Origin of the sequence: Halomonas sp. BC1, from assembly GCF_002078135.1 — a bacterium.
In the GTDB taxonomy this organism is placed as follows: domain Bacteria; phylum Pseudomonadota; class Gammaproteobacteria; order Pseudomonadales; family Halomonadaceae; genus Vreelandella; species Vreelandella stevensii.
In genome coordinates this window covers 216,010-238,593 of sequence record NZ_LFGS01000012.1, presented here as the reverse complement: position 1 = coordinate 238,593, position 22,584 = coordinate 216,010, and the positions used below count along the sequence as shown (strand labels likewise).

Sequence of the window (22,584 nt, the reverse complement as noted above, 5' to 3'; positions counted from 1 at the left end):
GCAATAATATCAAAAGCACTCGGCCTTGCCTGAGCGTAAGGTACGGTGCAGGTGAACACCTTAGTGGAGACGAAGTATGGCCTGGAATGAGCCCGGTGGTGGCAACCAGCACGACCCCTGGAGCAGTGGGGGGCGTCGTGGTAGCAATAACGGCGGTAACAACGGCGGAGGCAATGGTGGGAACGGCGGTAACAATCAGGGGCCTCCCGATCTTGATGAAGCGCTCAAGAAGTTTCAAGACAAGCTGAACGGCATGCTGGGCGGCGGCAAGAAGAGCGGTAGCGGTGGCAACAAGGGCGGCGGCAAGCCGCGCAACTCGTTTGCACTGCCCGGGCTGCTGCTGATCGTGGCGCTGGCCATTTGGGGTGCGTCCGGTTTCTATCTGGTCGATCAGTCCGAGCGTGGCGTCGTGCTGCGTTTTGGTGAGTTCCAGGGCATCGTTAGTCCCGGTCTGCAGTGGAATCCGCCGCTGATCGACGATGTGCGTATGGTGAACGTCACCCGCGTTCGCTCCGTTGCACAGACCCAGTCGATGCTGACTCGCGATGAAAACATCGTCGAAGTCGAAATCTCGGCCCAGTATCAGGTGGCCAATCCACGTGATTTCGTACTGAACGTGCGCGACCCGGCACTCTCCATCGAGAATGCGCTGGACTCGGCTCTGCGCCATGTGGTGGGTGGCACCGACATGATCGATATTCTGACCTCTGGTCGTGAAATTCTCGGTAGCTCGGTGGCCAGCCGTCTGCAGGCCTATCTGGATGCCTATGGTGCCGGTATTCGTCTGCAGACCATCAACATCGAGTCCACCTCGGCGCCCGCGCCAGTGATCGATGCTTTCGATGATGTTATCCGTGCCCGCGAAGATCGCCAGCGGACCATCAACGAAGGTATGGCCTATGCCAACGCGATCATCCCGGCTGCACAAGGTCAGGCTCAGCGTGTGGTAGAGCAGGGGCAGGGTTATCGTGAGTCGGTCGTTGCCGAAGCACAGGGTCAGGCCAACCGCTTCAATGCGCTGTTGACCGAATACCGGAACTCACCGGAAGTGATGCGCGAGCGTATGTACCTGGATGCCATCGAAGAAGTCTTTGGGAACACGCCCAAGGTGCTGCTGGATATCAGCGACAATGCGCCCTTGATGTACCTGCCACTGGATCAGATGCGTAGTGGAAGCAGCGGCGGTTCGAGCAGCTCCAGCAGCAACGACAGCAGCGGTAACAGCAGTGACGCCCTCGACCCGCGTGTGCTCGATTCGCTGCGTACCAGTCAGGGTGGCGTTTCGTCATCATCCAGTAGTTCGTCCATTCGCAGGGAGGGTCGCTAAATGATTAATAACCGTTCCCTGCTGATCGTGGGTGGCCTGGCCGCAGTGGCCTGGCTGGCCAGCAACAGCCTGTACGTGGTGGATGAGACCGAGCGTGCCGTCAAGCTGCGCTTTGGTGAAGTCATCGAAGAGAACATTCAGCCTGGGCTTCACGTCAAGATTCCGATTGCCCAGACCGTGCGCAAGTTCGATGTGCGTCTGTTGACCCTCGATACCGATACCAGCCGTTATCTGACCCTCGAGCAGAAAGCGGTCATCGTCGACTCCTACGTCAAGTGGCAGGTGGTCAACCCCACCCGTTACTACGAGGCCACTGCGGGTGACGAGATGATGGCGGTACGCCTGATTCAGCCCCGAGTCGACGAAAGCCTGCGTAACGAGTTTGGTCGCCTCAATCTTCAGGAAATCATCGCCGAGCGCCGTGATGACCTGATGACCGGACCCACCGGCGAACTCGACGAGCTGATGCGTGAAGAGTTGGGCGTGGCGATTCGTGATATTCGTATCAAGCGGATCGACCTGCCGGAAGACGTATCCGCTGCCGTCTTCGAGCGGATGCGCTCAGAACGTGAGCGTGAAGCGCGCGAGTGGCGTGCCCAGGGTCAGGAAGAGGCCGAGCGTATTCGCGCCAACGCCGACCGCCGCCGTCAGGTTCTGTTGGCGCAAGCCAACGAGCGTTCCGAGACCCTGCGTGGTGAAGGGGATGCCGAAGCCGCCGCGATCTTCTCCCAGGCTTACAGCCAGGATCAGGAATTCTTCGCCTTCTGGCGTAGCCTGAACGCCTACCGCCAGAGCTTCTCCGGCGACGGCAACCTGCTGGTACTGGAGCCAGACAGCGACTTCTTCCGCTACCTGCGCAGCGCCATGCCGGCCAGCGACGAGTAAGCGAAGGATGCTGGTTTCCCGCTGGGCGATGCGCCCGGCGGGGTTCAACTGGGCTCCAAACGTGGTAGACTTTATCAACCGGGCGTCGCCCGGTTTTTTTGTGGCCCCATGTTACGTGCGTTATCAGGCCGGGCAGGTCAAGATGCCCACCTGGTGCCGTCGGCCGGGCCTTCATCGTCTTGCAGGATTGTTCACATGACCATCGCTGACCGCTGGCTACTGCCCGACGGCATGGATGAGGTGCTGCCGCCTCAGGCAAGCCGCATGGAAGAGCTGCGCCGTGCGCTGCTCGATCTTTATCACGCCTGGGGCTATGACCAGGTAATGCCGCCACCGGTAGAATTTCTCGACTCGCTGCTGACCGGTACCGGCACCGACCTCGACCTCCAAACCTTCAAGCTGACCGACCAGCTGACGGGTCGCATGATGGGCGCCTCGGCAGACGTCACGCCCCAGGTAGCGCGAATGGATGCGCACTCGCTGAAGCGTCAGGGGCCGGTACGCCTGTGCTATTGCACCAACGTGCTGCGTGCCAAGGCCGACCAGCACCAGGGGGGGCGCAGCCCCGTGCAGGTGGGTGTCGAGCTGTTTGGCCATGCGGGGCTCGAAGCCGACAGCGAAATCATTCACCTGGCGCTTGCCAGCCTGCATGCCGCCGGTGCCAGTGAGATCCACCTGGCGCTGGGGCATATCGGTATTTATCGCAGCCTGGTCGAAGCCGCTGCGCTCAGCGAAGAGCAGGAGCGGGCGCTGTTCGAGGCGCTGGCGCTCAAATCGCCTGGCCAGTTGGCCGAGCAAGTGGCGGCCAGCGTCAAGGATCCGGTATTGGCGGATATGCTGATGGCGCTTGGCGAACTGCACGGCAATGCCGACGTGCTGAGCGAAGCGCGTGAGCGGTTTGCGGGCGCACCGGCGCCGGTCAATGCCGCGCTGGATCAGCTGGAAGCGTTGTACAAAGGGGTGTTGGCGCGTTTCGATGTGGCCCTGTACTTCGACCTGGCCGAGCTGCGTGGCTATCAGTACCACACCGGCATGATGTTTGCGGCCTATGTTCCCGGTTATGGTTACGCATTGGCCAAGGGAGGGCGCTATGATGATACCGGGCGTGCCTTTGGACGTGCCCGCCCGGCGACGGGCTTTTCGATGGATCTGAAACAGCTGGCCTCCCTGGCGCCAGCGTCTCCTGACCGCAAAGCGGTGTGGGCGCCAGCCCAGGAGGATGAGTCGCTCAATGCTGCCATCGTGGCACTGCGCGAGCAGGGTGAACGCGTTATTCAAGCGCTGCCTGGGCAGCGTACTGGGCCGGCGGAGCACAACTGTGACCGCCGTCTTGAGTTTATCGACGGCCGTTGGCAGACAGCGGCCCTGACACAAGAGACGAGTGCATAATGGGTAAGAATGTCGTAGTCCTGGGGACTCAGTGGGGCGATGAAGGCAAAGGCAAGATCGTCGATCTGTTGACCGAATCCGCTTCTGCCGTGGTTCGCTTTCAAGGTGGCCACAATGCTGGCCATACGCTGGTCATCGATGGTGAGAAAACCGTTCTTCACCTGATTCCGTCCGGCGTGCTGCGTCCGGGCAAGACCTGCGTCATCGGCAATGGCGTCGTGCTCTCTCCGGAAGCCTTGATCAAGGAGATTCGTGAGCTGGAAGCCAAGGGCGTGCCGGTGCGTGAGCGTCTGCGCCTGTCGCCAGCCTGCCCGCTGATCCTGCCGTACCACGTGCGCCTGGATCAGGCGCGTGAAAAGGCCCGCGGCGTGGCCAAGATCGGCACTACCGGTCGTGGCATCGGCCCGGCTTATGAAGACAAGGTCGCCCGTCGTGGCCTGCGCCTGGGCGATATGCTGCATCGCGAGCGTTTTGCCTCCAAGCTGGGCGAAGTCCTCGATTACCACAACTTCGTCCTGGTGAATTACCACGGCGAACCGGCGGTGGATTTCCAGGAAGTGCTCGACAGCGCCATGCAGATGGCCGAAGAGCTGCGCCCCATGGTCAGCGATACCGTCAGCATGGTCCACGACCTGCGCAAGGCCGGTGAGAACATTCTGTTCGAAGGTGCTCAAGGCTCGCTGCTGGATATCGACCACGGTACCTATCCCTACGTGACCAGCTCCAACACCACGGCCGGTGGTACCGCCACCGGCTCTGGCGTGGGCCCGCTGTACCTGGATTACGTGCTGGGTATCACCAAGGCGTACACCACGCGTGTAGGCTCTGGCCCGTTCCCCACCGAGCTGTTCGACGACCACGGCCGCCACCTGGCCGAGCGCGGCCATGAGTTCGGCGCTACCACCGGGCGTCCGCGTCGCTGTGGCTGGTTCGACGCCGTGGCCCTGCGCCACGCCGTGCAGATCAACTCGGTCTCGGGTATCTGCTTGACCAAGCTGGACGTGCTCGATGGCCTGGAGAACATTCGCGTCTGTGTCGGCTATCGCAGCAAGGACGGCGAAGTGCTCGACAATCCGGTGGACTCAGAGGGCTACGAAGCCGTCGAGCCGGTCTATCACGACCTGCCGGGTTGGAAAGAGTCGACCCTGGGCGCCAGGAAGGTCGAAGATCTTCCCGCCAACGCTCGTGCCTACATCAGCTACCTGGAAGAGCAGGTAGGCACCAGCATCGATATCATCTCTACCGGCCCTGACCGCGTGGAAACCATCGTGCTGCGCAATCCCTTCGACAGCTAATACCTGCCGATGCCAGCCAAACGGGGCGACGGTGACGTCGCCCCGTTTTGTTTGCAGCCCTGGCGCGCACTCAAAAGTCGATGCCGCGTCGTGCCTGCAGGCCGTTATTGAAGGCGTGACGCACCTCGTGCATTTCCGTCACCGTGTCGGCCATGGCCACCAGCTCGCGATGGGCGTTGCGCCCCGTGATGATGACGGTTTGCTCCCTCGGTCGATTGGCCAAGGCCTGTTTGACCGTGGCGATGTCGAGATAGCCGAACTTGAGCATGTAGGTGATTTCATCGAGCACCACCAGGTAGGTGTCGGGGTCGCTCAGCATGGCCTCGGCCTGCTGCCATACGGCCTGGCAGGCAGCGGTGTCGGCCTCGCGGTTTTGGGTATCCCAGGTGAAGCCGGTGGCCATGATGGCAACGCTCAAGTGCGGGTCTTCTTCCAGGCGATTGCGCTCGCCACACTCCCATAGCCCCTTGATGAACTGCACGACGCCGACTTTATAGCCGTAGCCCAGCGCCCGGGTTACGGTGCCCCAGGCAGCCGTGGTCTTGCCTTTGCCGTTGCCCGTATTGACCAGCAGCAGGCCACGCTGCTCGGTGGCCTTGGCGACTTTCTCGTCCACGTGGGCTTTGAGTTTTTCCATGGCCGCCTTGTGGCGCGTCTCGCGATCGCTCATCGAATCTCCTCGTGATGGGGTGTCGTGCCCTGTCGCATTTACGCTGGGTAAAAACTTCGGGTAACAGAATTGGCCGCTGAGTGCCTTGCTGCTCTAGAATAGGAGGCTATGTCTCGATAGGAAACAGGTCATGCCATCTTTTGATATTGTGTCAGAGTTCGATCAACACGAAGCCGCCAATGCGGTGGATCAGGCGAACCGCGAAGTGCAGTCGCGCTTTGATTTTAAAGGCGTGGATGCCAGTTTTGCACTGGAAGGCGACAAGGTACAGCTGGAAGCCGAAGTCGACTTCCAGCTCAAGCAGATGCTCGATGTGATGCGCAGTCGGCTGATCGCACGGGGTATCGATGCGCGCTGCATGGACGTCAAGGACCCGGTGCTTTCTGGAGTGAAAGCTCGCCAGGAAGTAGTGCTCAAGCAGGGGCTCGACCAGGCCGAAGCCAAGGACGTCGTCAAGCGTATCAAGGCCAGCAAGCTCAAGGTGCAGGCCCAGATTCAGGGTGAAAAGGTGCGCGTGACGGGCAAGAAGCGCGACGACCTGCAAAGCGTGATGGCCCTGCTGCGAGGCGAAGAGGGGCCCGACCTGCCGCTTCAGTTCGATAATTTCCGCGACTGAACACTACCGCATAGCCGCGTCGTGCCGCCGAAGGCTGCCACGACGCGTTCACTTTATTGCCCACAGGAGTCACGAATCATGTCTGATCCGCAGCCGGTCTATTTAAGCGACTACCAGCCGCCCGACTATCAGGTCACCCATACCGAGCTGACGTTTGATCTTGACCCCACCGCGACCCGTGTCAAGGCACGTTTGACCATTGAGCGCCATGCCCAGGCCGCGCCGCAGGCGCCGCTAGTGCTCAATGGCGAGCATTTGACCCTGCGCTCGCTTGAGCTCGACGGTCGCTCGCTGGCAGAGAGCGAGTACCAGTTGAGCGATACCCAGCTCACCATTGGTGAGGTGCCCAAGGCGTTCGTGTTGGAAAGTGAGGTCGAGATTTCACCCAGCACCAACACCGCTCTGGAAGGGCTCTACCAATCCAACGGCATGTACTGTACCCAGTGCGAGGCCGAGGGGTTTCGGCGTATCACCTTTTACCCTGACCGCCCCGACGTCATGGCCACTTACAGGGTCACGGTGGTGGGCGATGCCGAAAGCGAGCCGGTGTTGCTGGCCAACGGCAACCCCGTCGAGCGTGGCGAGCTGCCTGGCGGGCGTCACTTCGTCACCTGGGAGGACCCGCATCCCAAACCCTGCTACCTGTTTGCCCTGGTGGCGGGCAATCTGCACAAGGTCGAGGATTACTTCACGACCCTGAGCGGTCGTCGCGTGACCCTTCAGCTGTGGGTGGAGCAGGAAAACCTGAACAAGACCGATCACGCCATGGCATCGCTGAAGCGCGCCATGGCCTGGGATGAGCAGACCTACGGGCGTGAGTATGACCTGGACCTGTTCATGATCGTGGCGGTGAACGATTTCAACATGGGGGCCATGGAGAACAAGGGGCTGAACATCTTCAATTCGGCAGCCGTGTTGACCCACCCGGATACCGCCACCGATGCGGCTTTCCAGAATGTGGAAGGCATCGTGGCCCACGAATACTTCCACAACTGGTCGGGTAACCGGGTCACCTGTCGGGACTGGTTTCAGCTGTCGCTGAAAGAGGGCTTCACGGTCTTCCGGGACCAGTGTTTCTCGGCAGACGTCAACTCGGCGCCGGTCAAGCGTATTCAGGACGTATCGTTTTTCCGTACGGCGCAGTTTGCCGAAGATGCTGGCCCCACGGCTCACCCCGTACGCCCAGACCACTATATCGAAATCACCAATTTCTACACCCTGACCATTTACGAAAAGGGTGCTGAAATCGTACGCATGCTGCGCAACCTGCTGGGCTGGGAGGCGTTCCGTCGCGGTGCCGACCGCTACTTCGAGCGCTTTGACGGTCAGGCCGTGACCATCGAAGACTTCGTCGGCTGCATGGCCGAAGTATCGGGGCTGGATCTGGAGCAGTTCATGCGCTGGTACGCCCAGGCGGGCACCCCCGAGATAGACGCCAGCGGCGAATACGACTATGCCAATGCGGTGTACCGCCTGACGCTGCGCCAGCGTACCCCAGCGACACCCGGCCAGCCGGTGAAGCAGCCGCTGCACATCCCCGTGCGTATGGGGTTGGTAGGTACCAAGTCGGGCCACGACCTGCCCCTGACACTGAATGGCGAGTCGCTGGGCAAGGATGCCGTGGTGCACTTGACCGACGATGAGCAGACGTTTGTGTTCACCGACGTTCCTGAAGCGCCAGTACCTTCGCTGTTGCGCGATTTCTCGGCCCCGGTGAAGCTGCACTTCCCCTACTCACGGGAAGAGCTGGCGTTCTTGCTGACCCACGACAGCGATGGCTTCAACCGTTGGGATGCCGGTCAGCGGCTGGCCATGCTGGCGCTGGACGATCTGATCGCTGCTCATCGTAATGGGGTCGAAAAGGTCATGGATAGCCGCGTGGTGGAGGCTTTCAGAACCCTGTTGACTGGCCCCATGCAGGACAAGGCCGTGCTGGCCGAGATGCTGACGCTGCCTTCCGAGGCCTACATTGCCGAGCTGCAGCCGATCGTCGATGTGGATGCCATCCATGCGGCGCGAGAATTTGTTCGCCAGTCGTTGGCACAGGCCCTGCGCGAGGAGTTCCTGGCGGTCTACCAGGATAATCTCAGTGATGCGGCCTATGCACCTTCGGCTGAACAAATTGCCCAGCGCAGCCTCAAAAACGTGGCGCTCTCCTACCTGATGTCGATCGAGGATGACGAGGCCGTGGCGCTGTGTGAGGCGCAGTTTGCAGCAGGACACAACATGACCGATGTGCGGCACGCCCTGACGCTGCTGGCGCACAGCGACCGTGACGACCTGGCGGCGCCTGCGCTGAAAACGTTTGGCGAAAAGTGGGCCCACGACCCGCTGGTCATGGACCAGTGGTTTACCATCCAGGTTACCCGGCCTCAGGCGGATGTGCTGGAGCGGGTACGCTACTTGATGCAGCACCCGGCCTTCTCGATCAAGAATCCCAACAAGGTGCGTGCGCTGGTGGGGGCATTTGCTCAGAATCGGGTGAACTTCCATCGCCTGGACGGGCAGGGCTATGCATTGCTGGCCGATGTGGTGATCGAGTTGAATCGACTCAACCCGGAAATTGCTGCACGGCTGGTCACGCCGTTGACCCGCTGGCAGCGCTTTGACGAGGCTCGCCAGCAGTTGATGCGCCAGGAACTGATGCGCATTCGCCAGGAGCCGCTCTCGGCGAACGTCTACGAAGTGGTCGAAAAAGCGTTGGCTTAACGGTTTAACCTGGGAAAGGAAACGCGCCAGTGACAGATCCGAACAAGCACTATCTACTGATCATCAACGGAAAATCAGCGGGCAACCCTGAGCTGCGCGAGGCGGTAGCCGCCCAGCGCAAGGCAGGGGTTGCCATCACGGTACGCGCGACCTGGGAAGGGGGCGATGCCGCCGACTTTGCGGCCGACGCAGAGGCTTTGGGGGCGACCCACGTGGTGGCCTGTGGCGGTGATGGCACGGTCAACGAGGTGGTCAATGGATTGATGCGCCTGCCCCATGACCACCGCCCCCCGCTGGGTATCGTGCCGTTGGGCAGTGCCAACGATTTCGCCACGTCGGTAGGGCTGCCTCTGGAGCCTGGGCCTGCGCTGCAAGCGGCTGTGTCGCTTGCAGCGGCGCCCATCGACGTGATTCGCATGACGGCGGAAGCCAGCGGCGAGCAGTCGGTCAGCTACTACGTCAACATGACCACCGGTGGCTTTGGGGCCGAAATTACCTCTTCGACCCCCAAGACCCTCAAGCGCATGCTGGGTGGGGGTGCCTACTCGCTGATGGGCGCGCTCAAGGCGTGGCGGCACCGCAGTTATCGCGGCACGCTGCATTGGGCCGACAGCGAACAGGTCGCTTCGCTGCTGCTGCTGGCACTGGGCAACGGACGTCAATCGGGGGGCGGTCAGGTATTGGCACCCAGGGCCCGATTGGATGATGGGCGTCTGGATGTCCTGCTGGTCAAGGATTTCCGTTCGGTGCTGGAACTGCCTGCCTTGTTAGGCGAGCTGCAGCATTTTCCGCCGGATGGGCGCTACGTGCGCTACTTCACGGCCAGCCAATTGACCGTGACTACCAGACCGGAGGATGACCCCTGGCCGCTGACCCTGGATGGCGAAGCGAAGCGCTACGAGCGCTTTACGGCAGAGGTAGTGCCGTTGGCGCTCAAGGTGCTGCTACCCGAAGGGTGTGCGCTGTTGTCGGCCAATGAACGCCACTAGACTGTCATAATTGAGTCATTGAATACGATGTTTTAAGGAGCTATACGCAATGGTGAATCGACTCTGGATGCCTGTTTTGGCCAGCATGGCGCTGTTACTCAGTGCCTGTGGCGACAGCCAGGAAGAAGCCAACGTTTCCCCGGAAGAGACCCCTGCCACGCTGACTGAGGAGGAGGGGGCTGCCACCCCGGAGGCGGCGCAGGACGACGGGGAGGACGAGGTGCCGGACCCGCAGGAGGTCGAGGACGATATTGAAGCGCGTCAGGCCGCGGAGCAGTTGGAAGCCGCCGAAGCGATGCGCGAGGGCGATGAGCAAGAACCCGGCGTGCCGGAAGCCAGCGAGCTGCAGGCCGGTGAAGAGACGCTGGGGGCCGACCCCGACGACGCTCTGGACGAGGCCAGTGCCATGCCGGGGGAAACCACGCGTTCTGACGTAGACGACATGATCGCCGAAACCGAGCGCCGCTTCGAAGAGGCCCAGCGCCAGCTCGAAGAGCAGTTTCAGGAAGTGGAGCAGCAGCGCCCCGAGCTGGAGCCCATGGAGAGCGAGACCTCATCGGGCGACTGGGAAACGGATAGCGCCATTACGGAGGGAGCGCCGCTGGACGATGGTCTGGAAGCCACCGACGTGGATGCCCTGATCGAAGATACCGAGCGCCGTTTCGAGGAAGCCCAGCGCCGCCTGGAAGAGCAGTTCGAAGAGCTGGAGCGGGAACGGCTGGAGACATCAGGCGCTGGCAACGATACCACGTCGCCCTGATACTACCTCTGATCAAGCTGGCTTCATGGCAGCGCATAAAAGAAGGCCCGCCGGAGCGGGCCTTCTACATTGGCCTGGGTTATACCGGGCGAATGTTGGACGCCTGAAGGCCTTTCTTACCCTGAGTCACTTCGAAGCTGACCTTTTGACCATCCTGCAAGGTCTTGAAGCCTTCAGCCTGAATTTCGGAGAAGTGGGCAAAGAGATCGTCACCGCCGTCATCGGGAGAGATGAAGCCGTAACCTTTCGTATCGTTGAACCACTTGACAGTACCAGTTGCCATCATTCATATCCTTAACGTGCTTGATGATAAGACGGGCATTCACGGTGTTTGCCCGCCAAATTCACTTTAGAAGCAAATAGCCGGGTCGTCCAGTGGCCCCGAAGCCCTTCCCGATAACGCCTTTTCGCGAGCCTGATACGCATGCCTTTTACCTTGATCGACGCGCAGTTCATCCCGTTTCTGGTGGCCATTACGCTGCTCTCTATCAGCCCTGGGGTGGACACCCTGCTGGTGATTCGCAATACGGCACGCGGTGGCCTGCGCGACGGTATTGCCACCAGCGTGGCCATCTGCTGCGGCCTCTTCGTGCATGCAACGGTGTCGGCGCTGGGCATTTCGCTGATTCTTCTGCAATCGGCTTGGGCATTCAATGCGCTCAAGCTGGCCGGGGCGGCCTATCTGATCTGGCTGGGGGGTTCCAGTTTGATGGCCGCCCGTAGAGGAACGCCGCTGCCCGTCAAAGGCGTCATGCAGAACGCTGCGCCTGTCCCGCTCTGGCAGCCCATCAAGGAAGGGTTGTTGTCGAACGTGCTGAACCCCAAGACCGTGGTGTTTTACATGGCCTTTCTGCCGCAGTTCATCGCGCCCACCGACCCCGCCCTGCTGAAGTCGCTGTGGCTGGCAAGCATCCACTTCGTGATTGCCAACGTCTGGCAGATCAGCGTGGTATTGATGGTCGGGGGCGCCAGCAAATGGCTGGCCAGCGCGCGCTTTGCACAAACCCTGAATGCGGCCACGGGGGCGGTGCTGGTCATGTTCGGGCTGCGGCTGGCGCTGCAGCAGCGCCCGGTGTGACCGGGCGCGGGAGGGGAACGGAGACAGGCTTAGCGTTGAACCAGCGCGCGGTCGTAGCGAACGCTCTGCTCGCTGTCGTTCAAAAGCGAGACGCCTTCGCTGCTACCGCCGTTGGCCAGGCTCTCGAAGATGACCCGATAGCTCAGCACGGCCTGCACGTAATCGCGGGTTTCGCGGAAGGGGATGCTCTCCACGAACAGGTCGAACGACTCCATGCTGTTACTGCCCAGCCACTGGTCTACGCGACCAGGGCCGGCATTGTAAGCTGCCGTCGCGGCAAGGCGGTTGCCACGGTAACGGTCGAGCTTGTCACGCAGGTAGGTGCTGCCCAGGCGAATGTTCAGTTCGGGGTCGAGTACGCCGTAAGGCCCGGGGTCGCTGAGTCCCAGTTGGCGACTGACCTGCGTGGCGGTGCCGGGCATCAGCTGCATCAGGCCGCGCGCGCCAGCCGGTGACAGCGCCACGGGGTTGTAGGCGCTCTCCCGACGGGTGATCGCCATCAGCAGGAAGGGGTCTACGCCGGTCATGCGGCCCCAATGCAGAAAGCTGTCCCGGTAGGCGGGTGGGAAGCGCCACTCCAGGGCATCCCACATCTCACCGGCAATCGTGGTTTGTACCAGCCGGGCATGCCACTGCTGCTGGGCAGCGTAGTCGGCGAGGGCGCGAGCCTGGTAAGGCGACGCTTCGCGCACGGCATGCAGCCACTCGCTGTTGGCCAGGCCCTCTTCACCAATACGCAGCAGCGCTTGCGTGCGCTGTACGGCGGGCAGTCGCGCGATATCCTCGCGGGTGGCTTCGTCGAAGTGGTGGCGTTCGTGGTTGAGCCGGTACGGCTGGCCGATTTTCTCAGCGGCGGCAAAGCCATAGAAACTACGATCCTGAGCAGCCTGCTGGTAGCGTGCCTGAGCGGCTTCCTGATTACCCAGCTGTTCGTTGGCGCGTCCCAGCCAGTACTGCCAGCGGCTGCTCTCCTGCTGGCTGGCGGGCATCTCTGCAATCCAGTGGATGACGTCGGTCCATTGGCGCTCCGCCAGGGCGCGGCGCACCCGAAGCTCCAGCACCCGTTCGCTCTGCAAGGAAGGCAACACGCTGTCTACCCAGCTCAGCGTACCCGGCACGTCGCGCACCAGAGCGTAGAAGGCCAGCTCCTCCTCGATGACCTGCTGGTCGCTGGGCGCCAGCGTCAGGCGCGGGGCGATCTGTTGCCAGGCGGCAAAGGCACGGGGCGTGTCTTCGCGGGTATAGCGCTGCATGGCCGCCTGATAGAACGCTGCCGTGGCGGCGCATTCAGGCCCCAGGCAAGTGGGGGCCGTGGTCAGGCTGTTGAGGCTTGTATTGGCCCGCTCCGCCGTATCGATGGCCGTTTGCCACTGGCCGCTGAGCAACCCTCCCAGGTAAGTGCTCAAACGCTGCTCGCCTGCTTGCCAGGCCAGCATCTTGCGCTCCCAGATGGCGGTAGCATCGATGGTGCCATCCGCGCGCAGGCGGCTGAACAGGGCGTTGCAGGCGTCGGGCTGTGAGCTGCCCACGCGCCACAGCGCCAGGCCTGCCGTGCGTGCCTGTTCGGGGGCGCGATCGAGGAGCGCCGTGTAGTAGTAGCACTGCCGTGCCGTCCCGGCAGGCTCGCCATCGGCAACGGCCAGCAGGTCGCTGAAACGGCCCGCATAGCCGTAGTTGGCAATGGCCTGGCCGCGCAGCCACTCGCCCAGGGGGGAGTCATTGTGCCGCTCGATGAATTGCAGTACCTGGCTGACAGAGACGTTGGGCAGCTGCTGGCGTAGCCGGTGATACTCCACATAGCCGCTGAGGATATGCCCGTCGATGGCGCTCTGGTCGATTTGCTGCCACTGCTGCTGACGGGCGGCGTTCAATGCATCGCGCATGGCCTCGTCCGAGGCGGCCCAGGACGCAGATGGCAGGCCGATCAGTGCCGCGGCACACAGCGTGCGAAGGGTAGAACGAAATGGCGTTGCCTGCATGGCACTCCCTCTTTAACTGGCGGATATGACGGTCGAGTGGATGATGGCCACCGTCGCGTGGCAGCCGCGATCATGAACTATTTGGCCAAATGACGTTCTGACCATTGTACCCTGAGAGGATTCCCTGACGATGGCACGATTATCTAGCGGGTGGTTGTTTCGTCGCTTGAAAGGTCGGGCCTGGGCCATCAAGCGAGTGGCCCGTGCACTCACGCTTTTCATGCCCATGACCCGCGACGTACTGCGGGGCAGCTTCAGGCCGGTGCCCTGGGCTGCCTTCGGTACCATGGCCCTGGCACTGGCCTATCTGGTCATGCCCTTTGATCTTATTCCTGATTTCCTGGTCATCATCGGCCTGGTCGACGATGTGCTGATCGTCGGTTGGCTATTGAACCGTGTGGATCGCCACCTGGCCGAATATCGCGCCTGGAAGGCCGAGAACGAGGCAGCGTCGACGGCTGCCTGATCGGCGCAGCTGGTTGGCTAGCGCTTGAAATCCCATCACTTATCCCCATATTGCCTTCATCCTGTTCTACGCCTCTGCCTGGCTGGCAGAGGCGACACGCCACACGAAATAGATGAGGGCTAAGCGCATGACCACGGCGACCCACGAAGAAACTCTTGGCTTTCAAACCGAAGTCAAGCAGCTTCTGAACCTGATGATCCACTCCCTGTACTCCAACCGGGAGATATTCCTGCGTGAGCTGATTTCCAACGCGGCGGATGCCTGTGACAAGCTGCGCTATGCAGCCCTGGACAACGACGCCCTGTACGAAGGTGACAGCGAGCTGCGTATCGAAATCGAGCACGACCGTGATGCCAATACCATCACCTTGCGTGACAACGGTATCGGCATGAACCGCGAGGATGTCATCGCCAACCTGGGGACCATCGCGCGTTCAGGCACCGCCGAGTTTCTCAAGCAGCTTTCCGGTGAACAGCAGAAGGATGCCAAGCTGATCGGTCAGTTCGGTGTCGGTTTCTACTCTGGCTTCATTGTGGCAGATGAAGTCACTGTGCGCACTCGCAAGGCGGGTACCGCCGCGTCGGAAGGCGTCGAGTGGCGCTCGCGGGGCGAAGGTGAGTTCACCGTGGCCGATATCGAGCGCGAGGTGCACGGCACCGAGATCACCCTGCACCTGAAAGAAGATGCCAAGGAGTTTGCCGACGACTACCGCCTGCAAAGCCTGGTGCGCAAGTACTCCGATCACATCGAGGTGCCGGTGCGCATGCCCAAGACCGAGTCCGCTCGTGACGACGAGGGTAACGAGATCGAAGGCAGTGAAGTCACCACCTGGGAAACCGTCAACGAAGCCACGGCGCTGTGGGCACGTCCCAAGAGCGACGTGTCGGACGACGAGTACAAGGCGTTCTACAAGCACGTGGCCCACGACTTCAGCGACCCGCTGACCTGGAGCCACAACAAGGTCGAGGGCAAGCTGGAGTACACCAGCCTGCTCTACGTGCCGGGCCGTGCACCGTTCGACATGTTCGACCGTGACGGTTCCCGGGGCGTCAAACTGTACGTTCAGCGGGTATTCATCATGGATGACGCCGAACAGTTCCTGCCGCTCTACCTGCGTTTCATCAAGGGCGTGCTGGACACCCGCGATTTGTCGCTGAACGTCTCTCGTGAGCTGCTGCAGCAGGATCCCAAGGTCGACAAGATCAAGGGCGCCTTGACCAAGCGTGCCCTGGACATGCTCAAGAAGCTTTCCAAGGATAGCGAGCAGTACCAGACGTTCTGGAACACCTTTGGCAGCGTGCTGAAAGAAGGGCCGGGTGAAGACTTCGCCAACCGCGAGAAAATCGCCGGTCTGCTGCGCTTTGCTTCCACGCATACCGACACGTCCGCCCAGGAGCATTCTCTGGCCGAATACGTCGAGCGCATGAAGGAAGGTCAGAAGAAGATCTATTACGTGGTGGCCGACAGCTTCAATGCCGCGAAGAACAGCCCTCACCTGGAGATCTTCCGCAAGAAAGGCATCGAGGTGCTGCTACTCTCCGATCGTATCGATGAGTGGCTGATGAGCCACCTGACCGAGTTCGATGGCAAGTCTTTCGCCGACGTGGCCAAAGGCGAGCTGGACCTGGGCGATGTCGAAGACGAAGCCGAGAAGCAGGCTCAAGAAGAGACCGCCAAGGCAAAAGAGGCGCTGGTCAAGCGCGTTCAGGAAGCGCTGGGCGAGCACGTGCAGTCGGTGAAGATCACTCACCGCCTGACCGACTCGCCTGCCTGTGTGGTGCTGCCGGAGCATGAAATGGGCTATCAGATGCGGCGCATCATGGAGGCCGCGGGGCAGAAACTGCCCGACGTGAAGCCCATTCTCGAGCTCAACCCCGATCATCCGCTGGTGGCAAGACTCGAAGGCAGCGAAGGCGAGCTGTTTGCCCAGCTGGCGCATATTCTGCTCGATCAGGCGATCATCGCCGAAGGTGGCCACCTGGACGACCCGGCGGCTTACGTGAAGCGGCTGAACAGCGTGCTGACCGCGTGATGCCCATCCGTTGAGGGATGCGGCCCGCCTGGCCTGCCAGGCGGGCCGTTTGTTTTTCGGCCTGTTTTGAACGGCGCAGGCGGCCGTTGGTGATAAAGTAGGTGATCACTATGAATGCTAAACGATCAGGATATCCTCATGGCGGATGAGCAACAGATTAAGGTCGCCGTGCTGGGCGGGGGGAGTTTTGGTACCGCCCTGGCCAGCATTGCGGCAGACAACGGTGCCCAGGTGCGCCAGTGGATGCGTGACGAAGCGCTGGTGGCGCAGATCAATCAGGAGCACCGTAATGGCCGCTACCTGCCCGATTATCCGATCAACCCTGCCGTCGAGGCGTCCACTGACCTGGAAGCCGTCCTGGTGGGCGCGGAGCTGGTGCTGATCGCCATTCCCTCCAAGGCGTTTCGCAGCGTGGTGCAGGCGGCCAAACCGTGGCTGACCGCCCAGCAGATTCTCGTCAGTACCACCAAGGGGATCGAGCAGGAGAGTTTTCTGCTGATGAGCCAGGTGCTGGAGCAGGAGACCGGCTTTAGCCATATTGGCGTGATTGCGGGCCCTAATCTGGCCTCCGAGATTGCCGATAAACAGCTGACCGCGACCGTGATTGCCAGCGCCGATGCCCTGACGCGTACCCGGGTGCAGCAGGTGCTGGGGTGTCGCTATTTCCGCGTTTACGCCAGTAATGACCGGCACGGCGTCGAGCTGGGCGGGGCACTCAAGAATATCTATGCCATCGCCGCAGGCATGGCAGCGGCACTGGGCATGGGTGAAAACACCCGCAGCATGCTGATGACCCGTGCGCTGGCGGAGATGAGCCGGTTTGCTGTGGCTCAGGGGGCCAATCCGATGACGTTTCTGGGGTTGGCGGGAGTAGGTGACTTGATCGTGACCTGCTCCTCGAACCTGTCGCGTAACTATCGGGTGGGGTATGCGCTGGGCGAGGGGCGTGACCTGGAGGCTGCGGTAGAAGCGTTGGGGCAGGTCGCGGAAGGGGTCAATACCGTCAAGCTGGTGTGCGCCAAGGCTGAGGAGTTGGGCGTTTACATGCCGCTGGCGGAAGGGCTGAAGCGGGTGCTGTTCGATGGCGTGCCCGCCCAGGAAATGGCGCGCACGCTGATGCTGGGTGAGCAAAGCAGCGACGTCGAATTCATTCTGCCCCGTGAGGCCGTACAGCAGGCGCACCGGGAACAGACATCGCCCCCTCGGGTGGCGGTCAGCAAAGGAGATGTTCATGAGTGACCAGGGAAATCAGGCGCTGCGCCATGGCGGCGCGAGCCCTCTGCTGATCATGCGGCATGGTGAGGCCGTTCCTGGCTTTCCAGACCCGGTGCGTGCGCTGACTCGCCGCGGCGAACAGGAAGCGGGCGCCATGGCGCGCTGGCTGGCAGCGCGGGTCAGTGAGGGGGAGCTTGCCACCCCCGTGCTGTATGCCAGCCCGTATGTGCGTGCGCAGCAAACCGCTGAGCATATCCGTGATGCCTTGGGCATTCCCTTGAATACATTGACGTTCATCACGCCAGACGATTCCGCCAGCGACGTGGCCGAGTGGCTGATGGCACAACAGCCCCAGGGGCCCATCATGCTGGTCAGCCATATGCCGCTGGTGGGCGAGTTGGCAGGATTATTGGTCGAAGGTGCGCCGAGCCAGGGGCTGGGTTTCCCCACGGCGGCCATTGCCGAGCTGGAGGCCGATGTCTGGGCGGCAGGATGCGCTCAGCTGCAGCGCTTCACCCAGCCCAGCCAGCTGTAGCGGCTGGTTGTAGCGGCTGCCGAAGCAGCCGCTCATGTTGATGCGCTGGCAATGGGCGCGCGTTACAGCAGAGCGTCCAGCTTGGTCTTGAGCAGGTCGTTCACTTGTTGAGGATTGGCGGTGCCGCGAGAGGCCTTCATGACCTGGCCCACGAAGTAGCCGATCATCTTGCCGCGCTTCTCGGGCTCCGAATCGCGGTACTGGGCGACCTGGGCCGGGCTCTCGGCGATGACTTGATCGATCATGCCTTCGATGGCGCCAGTGTCGGTCACCTGCTTCAGCCCTTTGGCATCGATGATGGCGTCGGCGCTCTCCCCCTGGCCATTCCACAGTGCCTGGAAGACCTGCTTGGCAGCCTTGCCGTTGATGGTCCCATCGAGCACGCGGCGTACCACTTCGCCTAACTGCTGGGCCGAGACGGGGCTGTTCTGAATGCTCAGGTTTTCCCGGTTCAAGGCGCCGGACAGCTCGCCCTGAACCCAGTTGGCCGCCTGCTTGGCATCGCCACACACCCGGTGGACTTCCTCGAAGAACTCCGCCATTTCGCGGCTGGCCGAGAGTACGTTGGCATCGTAAGCCGATAGCCCCAGCGCGTCCTGGAAGCGAGCGCGCTTGTCGGCGGGCAGTTCCGGCAGCTGGCTGCGCAGATGCTCCAGGTAGGCTTCATCGAGAACCACGGGCAGCAGGTCAGGGCAGGGGAAGTAGCGGTAATCGTTGGCTTCTTCCTTGGTGCGCATGCTGCGGGTCTCATCGCGCTCCGGGTCGTACAGGCGGGTTTCCTGCACCACGCTGCCGCCATCTTCGATCAGCTCAATCTGACGCTCGACTTCGAAGGCGATGGCGCGTTCCACGAAGCGGAACGAGTTGACGTTCTTGATTTCCGCACGCGTGCCGAACGCTTCCTGCCCTTTGGGGCGCACCGAGACGTTGACATCACAGCGCATCGAGCCTTCGGCCATGTTGCCGTCGGAAATGCCCAGGTAGGTCACGATGGAGTGGATGGCCTTCAGATAGGCCGCCGCTTCCTTGGCGTTGCGCATGTCCGGTTCGGAGACGATCTCCAGCAGCGGGGTGCCTGCGCGGTTCAGGTCGATGCCGGTCATGCCGTGGAAGTCTTCATGCAGCGACTTGCCTGCATCTTCTTCCAGGTGGGCATGGTGGATGCGGATGCGCTTGGTGGTGTCGTCGTCCAGGGTGATTTCCACCTCGCCAGCGCCCACGATGGGGTGATACATCTGGCTGGTCTGGTAGCCCTTGGGCAAGTCGGGGTAGAAGTAGTTCTTGCGGTCGAAGACCGATACTTCCGGGATCTCGGCATGGACGGCCAGGCCGAACTGAACGGCCATGGCGACCGCCTGTTCGTTCAAGACGGGCAGTACGCCAGGTAGGCCCAGATCAACGGCGCAGGCCTGGGTGTTCGGCTCGGCGCCAAACGCCGTCGAGGCGCCGGAAAATATCTTGGAACGCGTTGCGAGCTGAACGTGGACCTCGAGCCCAATCACGGTTTCCCATTGCATCAGGCGTTCTCCTCGGCAAAGGCAGGCAGTTTGAGATGCCAGTCGGTGGCTTGCTGGAACTGGTGAGCGACGTTGAGCAGCTGCGCTTCGGCAAAGTGCGTGCCGAGAATTTGCAGGCCCACCGGGCGGCCGCCCGCAAATCCGGCCGGAACGCTGATGCCGGGAATGCCCGCCAGGTTCACGGCAATGGTGTAGATATCCTGCAGGTACATCGACACCGGGTCTTTCTTCGCGCCCAGGTCGAAGGCGGGCGTGGGCGAGGCAGGCCCCATCAGCACATCGACATCTTCGAAGGCGTCGAGGAAGTCCTGACGAATCAGGCGACGCACCTTCTGGGCCTTGGTGTAATAAGCGTCGAAGAAGCCTTCCGACAGGGTGTGGGTGCCAATCAGGATACGCCGCTTGACCTCCTCGCCAAACCCTTCGGCCCGCGAACGGGTGTAAAGATCGATCAGGTCGGCAGGCGCCTTGCAGCGGTGGCCGAAGCGCACGCCGTCGAAGCGTGACAGGTTGGAAGAGGCTTCGGCGGGGGCAATCACGTAGTACGCCGGGATGGCGTAGTGCGTGTGCGGCAGGCTGACCTCCCGCACCGTGGCACCCAGCGACTCGTAGACCTTGACGGCGTCACGCACGGCTTGCTCGACGTCCGGGTCGAGGCCGTCGCCAAAATACTCCCTGGGCAGGCCGATTTTCAGGCCTGACAGCGGCGCGTTGAGGGTTTCGGTGTAGTCAGGCACGCCACGGGCGACGCTGGTGGAGTCGCGCAGGTCGTGCCCGGCAACCACGTTGAGCAGCAGGGCGCAATCTTCAGCCGTACGTGCCATCGGGCCTGCCTGGTCGAGGCTGGAGGCATAGGCAATCATGCCGTAACGGGAGACGCGCCCATAGGTGGGCTTCAATCCGGTGATGCCGCAGAACGCGGCCGGCTGACGAATGGAGCCACCGGTGTCGGTGCCCATGGCTGCGGGTACTAGCCCTGCCGCTACCGCTGCCGCGCTGCCGCCTGAGCTGCCGCCGGGAACGGCCGACAGGTCCCAGGGGTTCTTGACCGCGCCATAGTGGCTGTTTTCGTTGGACGAGCCCATGGCGAACTCGTCCATGTTGGTCTTGCCGAGGCTGATGGTGCCTGCGGCCGCCAGTTTTTCCACCACGGTGGCATCGTAAGGCGCGATGAAATTATCGAGCATTCTGGAGCCGCAGGTGGTTTTGACACCCTGGGTGCAGAAGATGTCTTTCAGCGCCAGGGGGATGCCTGCCAGCTTGCTTGCTGTGCCTGCCGCCCGTGCCTGGTCGGCGGCTTCGGCCTGATTCAGCGCTTGTTCGGCGGTCACCGTGATAAAGCTGTTGAGCTTGTCATCGGTTTTTTCGATGCGCTGCAAAAAATGGGAGGTCAGCTCTCGGCTGGAGAGTTCACCGCTACCCAGGGCGGCGGCGAGCTGCGTTACGGTTTTATCGTGCATGACCCGGAAGCTCCGTTCGGGGGCGAATGAAATAAGCAGAAACGAGCGGGGTGCGGCGGTTACTCAACCACCCGAGGCACCAGGTACAGGCCGTTTTCCACTGCCGGAGCACAGCGCTGGAAAGCGTCGCGCTGGTTGGTTTCGGTGACTTCGTCGGCGCGCAGGCGCTGCGTGGCATCCAGCGGGTGGGCCAGTGGCGCCACACCTTCGGTATCCACGCTCTGGAGCTGGTCGACCATGTCCAGAATGCGGCTGAGGTCGTCGACGAAGCCACTGGCTTGGTCATCGCTGACGGCGAGTCGGGCCAGATGCGCGGCCCGGCGCACATGAGATTCTTCAAGCGCCATGATCGAGGTTTCCTCGCAAACGTGATGGAACATATTCCGCTTTGAGCGGTATACATACGGTCATCTTGAATTCGTCTTGTGGAACAGACGTGGAAAATAGCCGCAAAAGGTACCACATATTGCGCCCCACGGGCACCATTGGGCACGACTCGTGCTTGCTGCCAAGGGGTTGCGGTGATACCGTTTGCATCCGCACAGGGTTCCCGGTCTGCACTAGGTAACAACATCCATGTTCAAACGTTTGAGGGGGCTGTTTTCCAGCGATCTGTCGATCGACTTGGGTACGGCCAACACACTGATTTATGTACGCGGTCGTGGCATCGTGCTCGATGAACCGTCCGTTGTCGCCATCCGCCAGTCGGGCAACATGCGTAGCGTCGCTTCGGTAGGTGCCGATGCCAAACGCATGCTGGGCCGAACGCCTGGCAATATCACGGCTATCCGACCCATGAAGGACGGCGTCATTGCCGACTTCACCGTTACCGAGCAGATGCTCCAGCACTTCATTCGCAAGGTGCACCAGAGCACGTTTCTGACGCCCAGTCCGCGTGTGCTGGTCTGCGTGCCTTGCATGTCGACCCAGGTGGAGCGCCGCGCCATCCGTGAGTCCGCCGAAGGTGCGGGTGCCCGGGAAGTCTTCCTGATCGAAGAACCCATGGCCGCGGCCATCGGCGCGGGTCTGCCGGTAGAAGAAGCGCAGGGGTCGATGGTGGTGGACATTGGTGGCGGTACCACCGAGATCGCCATCATCTCGCTCAACGGGGTGGTCTATTCCGAATCGATCCGCGTAGGCGGTGACCGTTTTGACGAGGCGATCACCGCGTACGTGCGCCGCCATTACGGTAGCCTGATCGGCGAAGCCACGGCCGAGCGCATCAAGGAAGAGATCGGGTGTGCCTACCCCGGTGGCGAGCTGCGCGAGATCGACGTGCGTGGCCGTAACCTGGCGGAGGGTATCCCGCGCAGCTTTACGCTCAATTCCCATGAGATTCTCGAAGCGCTTCAGGAAACGCTGGGCTCGATCGTATCAGCGGTCAAGAGCGCGCTGGAGCAGTCGCCCCCGGAGCTTGCTTCGGATATCGCCGAGCGCGGTCTGGTACTGACCGGCGGCGGCGCACTGCTGCGCGACCTCGACAAGCTGATCGCCGAAGAGACGGGCCTGCCGGTCATCGTGGCCGAAGACCCGCTGACCTGCGTGGCGCGCGGCGGTGGCAAGGCGCTGGAGATGATTGACCAGCATACCTTTGAGTTACTGTCGAGCGATTGATCGCAGCGGTTTGACGCGGGGGATTGCCTATTAAACCGCTGTTTTCAC

General features: G+C 61.8%; 20 protein-coding genes. 14 read left to right on the top strand and 6 right to left on the bottom strand.

Annotated elements, in window-relative coordinates; genetic code table 11:
- Positions 1–76 precede the first annotated feature (76 nt).
- The 4 genes from hflK (at position 77) to B7L72_RS10640 (ending at position 4,896) form a co-directional block, all read left to right on the top strand.
- Positions 77–1,327 carry an FtsH protease activity modulator HflK gene (gene hflK / locus B7L72_RS10655; RefSeq protein WP_081136977.1) on the top strand — a complete coding sequence of 417 codons (1,251 nt, stop codon included), beginning with the start codon at positions 77–79 and terminating at the stop codon, positions 1,325–1,327.
- Complete coding sequence (gene hflC / locus B7L72_RS10650) at positions 1,328–2,212, top strand: protease modulator HflC (RefSeq protein WP_016913449.1); 885 nt, start codon at positions 1,328–1,330, stop codon at positions 2,210–2,212.
- A 195-nt stretch (positions 2,213–2,407) separates the two neighbouring features.
- Complete coding sequence (locus tag B7L72_RS10645) at positions 2,408–3,601, top strand: ATP phosphoribosyltransferase regulatory subunit (protein WP_081194203.1); 1,194 nt, start codon at positions 2,408–2,410, stop codon at positions 3,599–3,601.
- Positions 3,601–4,896, top strand: coding sequence for an adenylosuccinate synthase (locus B7L72_RS10640; RefSeq protein WP_081194201.1), 1,296 nt, complete (start codon positions 3,601–3,603; stop codon positions 4,894–4,896). The genes B7L72_RS10645 and B7L72_RS10640 overlap by 1 nt, the downstream gene beginning before the upstream one ends.
- A 70-nt stretch (positions 4,897–4,966) precedes the next feature.
- Here B7L72_RS10640 and cobO read toward each other — a convergent pair whose 3' ends face one another.
- A complete protein-coding gene (gene cobO, locus B7L72_RS10635; protein ID WP_081194198.1) occupies positions 4,967–5,566 on the bottom strand; it encodes a cob(I)yrinic acid a,c-diamide adenosyltransferase in 600 nt (199 codons plus the stop codon).
- A gap of 130 nt (positions 5,567–5,696) precedes the next feature.
- Between cobO and B7L72_RS10630 the strand changes: the two genes are divergently transcribed.
- The 4 genes from B7L72_RS10630 to B7L72_RS10615 all read left to right on the top strand — a co-directional run bounded on the left by B7L72_RS10630 (position 5,697) and on the right by B7L72_RS10615 (position 10,640).
- Positions 5,697–6,182, top strand: coding sequence for a YajQ family cyclic di-GMP-binding protein (locus B7L72_RS10630; RefSeq protein WP_039177529.1), 486 nt, complete (start codon positions 5,697–5,699; stop codon positions 6,180–6,182).
- Positions 6,183–6,260: 78 nt separating this feature from the next.
- Entirely contained in the window at positions 6,261–8,891 is a 2,631-nt protein-coding gene (pepN, locus tag B7L72_RS10625) for an aminopeptidase N (RefSeq protein ID WP_081194196.1), read from the top strand.
- Positions 8,892–8,920: 29 nt separating this feature from the next.
- A complete protein-coding gene (gene yegS, locus B7L72_RS10620) occupies positions 8,921–9,880 on the top strand; it encodes a lipid kinase YegS (RefSeq protein ID WP_081194194.1) in 960 nt (319 codons plus the stop codon).
- A gap of 49 nt (positions 9,881–9,929) precedes the next feature.
- A complete protein-coding gene (locus tag B7L72_RS10615; RefSeq protein ID WP_081194191.1) occupies positions 9,930–10,640 on the top strand; it encodes a hypothetical protein in 711 nt (236 codons plus the stop codon).
- Between the two features lie 79 nt (positions 10,641–10,719).
- Here B7L72_RS10615 and B7L72_RS10610 read toward each other — a convergent pair whose 3' ends face one another.
- The gene (locus tag B7L72_RS10610; protein ID WP_016913457.1) at positions 10,720–10,923 is read right to left on the bottom strand and encodes a cold-shock protein; all 204 of its coding nucleotides are present in this window, start codon (positions 10,921–10,923) and stop codon (positions 10,720–10,722) included.
- Positions 10,924–11,064: 141 nt separating this feature from the next.
- Between B7L72_RS10610 and B7L72_RS10605 the strand changes: the two genes are divergently transcribed.
- Positions 11,065–11,718, top strand: coding sequence for a LysE family translocator (locus tag B7L72_RS10605; RefSeq protein ID WP_081194189.1), 654 nt, complete (start codon positions 11,065–11,067; stop codon positions 11,716–11,718).
- Between the two features lie 29 nt (positions 11,719–11,747).
- On the opposite strand, the gene B7L72_RS10600 is transcribed toward B7L72_RS10605, so the two are convergent.
- Complete coding sequence (locus B7L72_RS10600) at positions 11,748–13,697, bottom strand: transglycosylase SLT domain-containing protein (RefSeq protein ID WP_081194187.1); 1,950 nt, start codon at positions 13,695–13,697, stop codon at positions 11,748–11,750.
- 130 nt (positions 13,698–13,827) lie between these two features.
- Between B7L72_RS10600 and B7L72_RS10595 the strand changes: the two genes are divergently transcribed.
- The 4 genes from B7L72_RS10595 to sixA all read left to right on the top strand — a co-directional run bounded on the left by B7L72_RS10595 (position 13,828) and on the right by sixA (position 17,945).
- On the top strand, positions 13,828–14,163 hold the full coding sequence (locus tag B7L72_RS10595; RefSeq protein WP_081194185.1) for a YkvA family protein: 336 nt from the start codon (positions 13,828–13,830) through the stop codon (positions 14,161–14,163).
- A gap of 127 nt (positions 14,164–14,290) precedes the next feature.
- A complete protein-coding gene (htpG, locus tag B7L72_RS10590) occupies positions 14,291–16,195 on the top strand; it encodes a molecular chaperone HtpG (protein ID WP_081194183.1) in 1,905 nt (634 codons plus the stop codon).
- Positions 16,196–16,333: 138 nt separating this feature from the next.
- The gene (locus tag B7L72_RS10585) at positions 16,334–17,434 is read left to right on the top strand and encodes an NAD(P)H-dependent glycerol-3-phosphate dehydrogenase (RefSeq protein ID WP_052196376.1); all 1,101 of its coding nucleotides are present in this window, start codon (positions 16,334–16,336) and stop codon (positions 17,432–17,434) included.
- Positions 17,427–17,945, top strand: a complete 519-nt coding sequence (gene sixA, locus B7L72_RS10580) for a phosphohistidine phosphatase SixA (RefSeq protein ID WP_081194181.1) — start codon at positions 17,427–17,429, stop codon at positions 17,943–17,945. The genes B7L72_RS10585 and sixA overlap by 8 nt, the downstream gene beginning before the upstream one ends.
- 62 nt (positions 17,946–18,007) lie before the next feature.
- Here sixA and gatB read toward each other — a convergent pair whose 3' ends face one another.
- From gatB to gatC, 3 genes are read right to left on the bottom strand one after another with little or no spacing between them, the layout of a single operon-like run.
- Positions 18,008–19,462, bottom strand: coding sequence for an Asp-tRNA(Asn)/Glu-tRNA(Gln) amidotransferase subunit GatB (gene gatB / locus B7L72_RS10575; protein WP_081194179.1), 1,455 nt, complete (start codon positions 19,460–19,462; stop codon positions 18,008–18,010).
- Positions 19,462–20,922 carry an Asp-tRNA(Asn)/Glu-tRNA(Gln) amidotransferase subunit GatA gene (gene gatA / locus B7L72_RS10570; protein ID WP_081194177.1) on the bottom strand — a complete coding sequence of 487 codons (1,461 nt, stop codon included), beginning with the start codon at positions 20,920–20,922 and terminating at the stop codon, positions 19,462–19,464. The genes gatB and gatA overlap by 1 nt, the downstream gene beginning before the upstream one ends.
- 59 nt (positions 20,923–20,981) lie before the next feature.
- A complete protein-coding gene (gene gatC, locus B7L72_RS10565; protein ID WP_016913466.1) occupies positions 20,982–21,269 on the bottom strand; it encodes an Asp-tRNA(Asn)/Glu-tRNA(Gln) amidotransferase subunit GatC in 288 nt (95 codons plus the stop codon).
- A 229-nt stretch (positions 21,270–21,498) separates the two neighbouring features.
- On the opposite strand from gatC, the gene B7L72_RS10560 reads away from it, so the two are divergent.
- Positions 21,499–22,536 (top strand): rod shape-determining protein, encoded by a 1,038-nt coding sequence (locus tag B7L72_RS10560; RefSeq protein WP_016913467.1) that lies wholly within the window; start codon positions 21,499–21,501, stop codon positions 22,534–22,536.
- Positions 22,537–22,584 lie beyond the last annotated feature (48 nt).

Bases quoted from the DNA above. Each gene is read 5' to 3' on its own strand.
- B7L72_RS10610 (WP_016913457.1), bottom strand. From the start codon at position 10,923: ATGGCAACTGGTACTGTCAAGTGGTTCAACGATACGAAAGGTTACGGC.
- pepN (WP_081194196.1), top strand. From the start codon at position 6,261: ATGTCTGATCCGCAGCCGGTCTATTTAAGCGACTACCAGCCGCCCGAC.
- sixA (WP_081194181.1), top strand. From the start codon at position 17,427: ATGAGTGACCAGGGAAATCAGGCGCTGCGCCATGGCGGCGCGAGCCCT.
- B7L72_RS10600 (WP_081194187.1), bottom strand. From the start codon at position 13,697: ATGCAGGCAACGCCATTTCGTTCTACCCTTCGCACGCTGTGTGCCGCG.
- B7L72_RS10605 (WP_081194189.1), top strand. From the start codon at position 11,065: ATGCCTTTTACCTTGATCGACGCGCAGTTCATCCCGTTTCTGGTGGCC.
- gatA (WP_081194177.1), bottom strand. From the start codon at position 20,922: ATGCACGATAAAACCGTAACGCAGCTCGCCGCCGCCCTGGGTAGCGGT.
- htpG (WP_081194183.1), top strand. From the start codon at position 14,291: ATGACCACGGCGACCCACGAAGAAACTCTTGGCTTTCAAACCGAAGTC.
- cobO (WP_081194198.1), bottom strand. From the start codon at position 5,566: ATGAGCGATCGCGAGACGCGCCACAAGGCGGCCATGGAAAAACTCAAA.
- B7L72_RS10560 (WP_016913467.1), top strand. From the start codon at position 21,499: ATGTTCAAACGTTTGAGGGGGCTGTTTTCCAGCGATCTGTCGATCGAC.
- B7L72_RS10595 (WP_081194185.1), top strand. From the start codon at position 13,828: ATGGCACGATTATCTAGCGGGTGGTTGTTTCGTCGCTTGAAAGGTCGG.
- B7L72_RS10630 (WP_039177529.1), top strand. From the start codon at position 5,697: ATGCCATCTTTTGATATTGTGTCAGAGTTCGATCAACACGAAGCCGCC.
- B7L72_RS10645 (WP_081194203.1), top strand. From the start codon at position 2,408: ATGACCATCGCTGACCGCTGGCTACTGCCCGACGGCATGGATGAGGTG.
- gatB (WP_081194179.1), bottom strand. From the start codon at position 19,462: ATGCAATGGGAAACCGTGATTGGGCTCGAGGTCCACGTTCAGCTCGCA.
- B7L72_RS10640 (WP_081194201.1), top strand. From the start codon at position 3,601: ATGGGTAAGAATGTCGTAGTCCTGGGGACTCAGTGGGGCGATGAAGGC.
- gatC (WP_016913466.1), bottom strand. From the start codon at position 21,269: ATGGCGCTTGAAGAATCTCATGTGCGCCGGGCCGCGCATCTGGCCCGA.
- hflC (WP_016913449.1), top strand. From the start codon at position 1,328: ATGATTAATAACCGTTCCCTGCTGATCGTGGGTGGCCTGGCCGCAGTG.
- hflK (WP_081136977.1), top strand. From the start codon at position 77: ATGGCCTGGAATGAGCCCGGTGGTGGCAACCAGCACGACCCCTGGAGC.
- B7L72_RS10585 (WP_052196376.1), top strand. From the start codon at position 16,334: ATGGCGGATGAGCAACAGATTAAGGTCGCCGTGCTGGGCGGGGGGAGT.
- B7L72_RS10615 (WP_081194191.1), top strand. From the start codon at position 9,930: ATGGTGAATCGACTCTGGATGCCTGTTTTGGCCAGCATGGCGCTGTTA.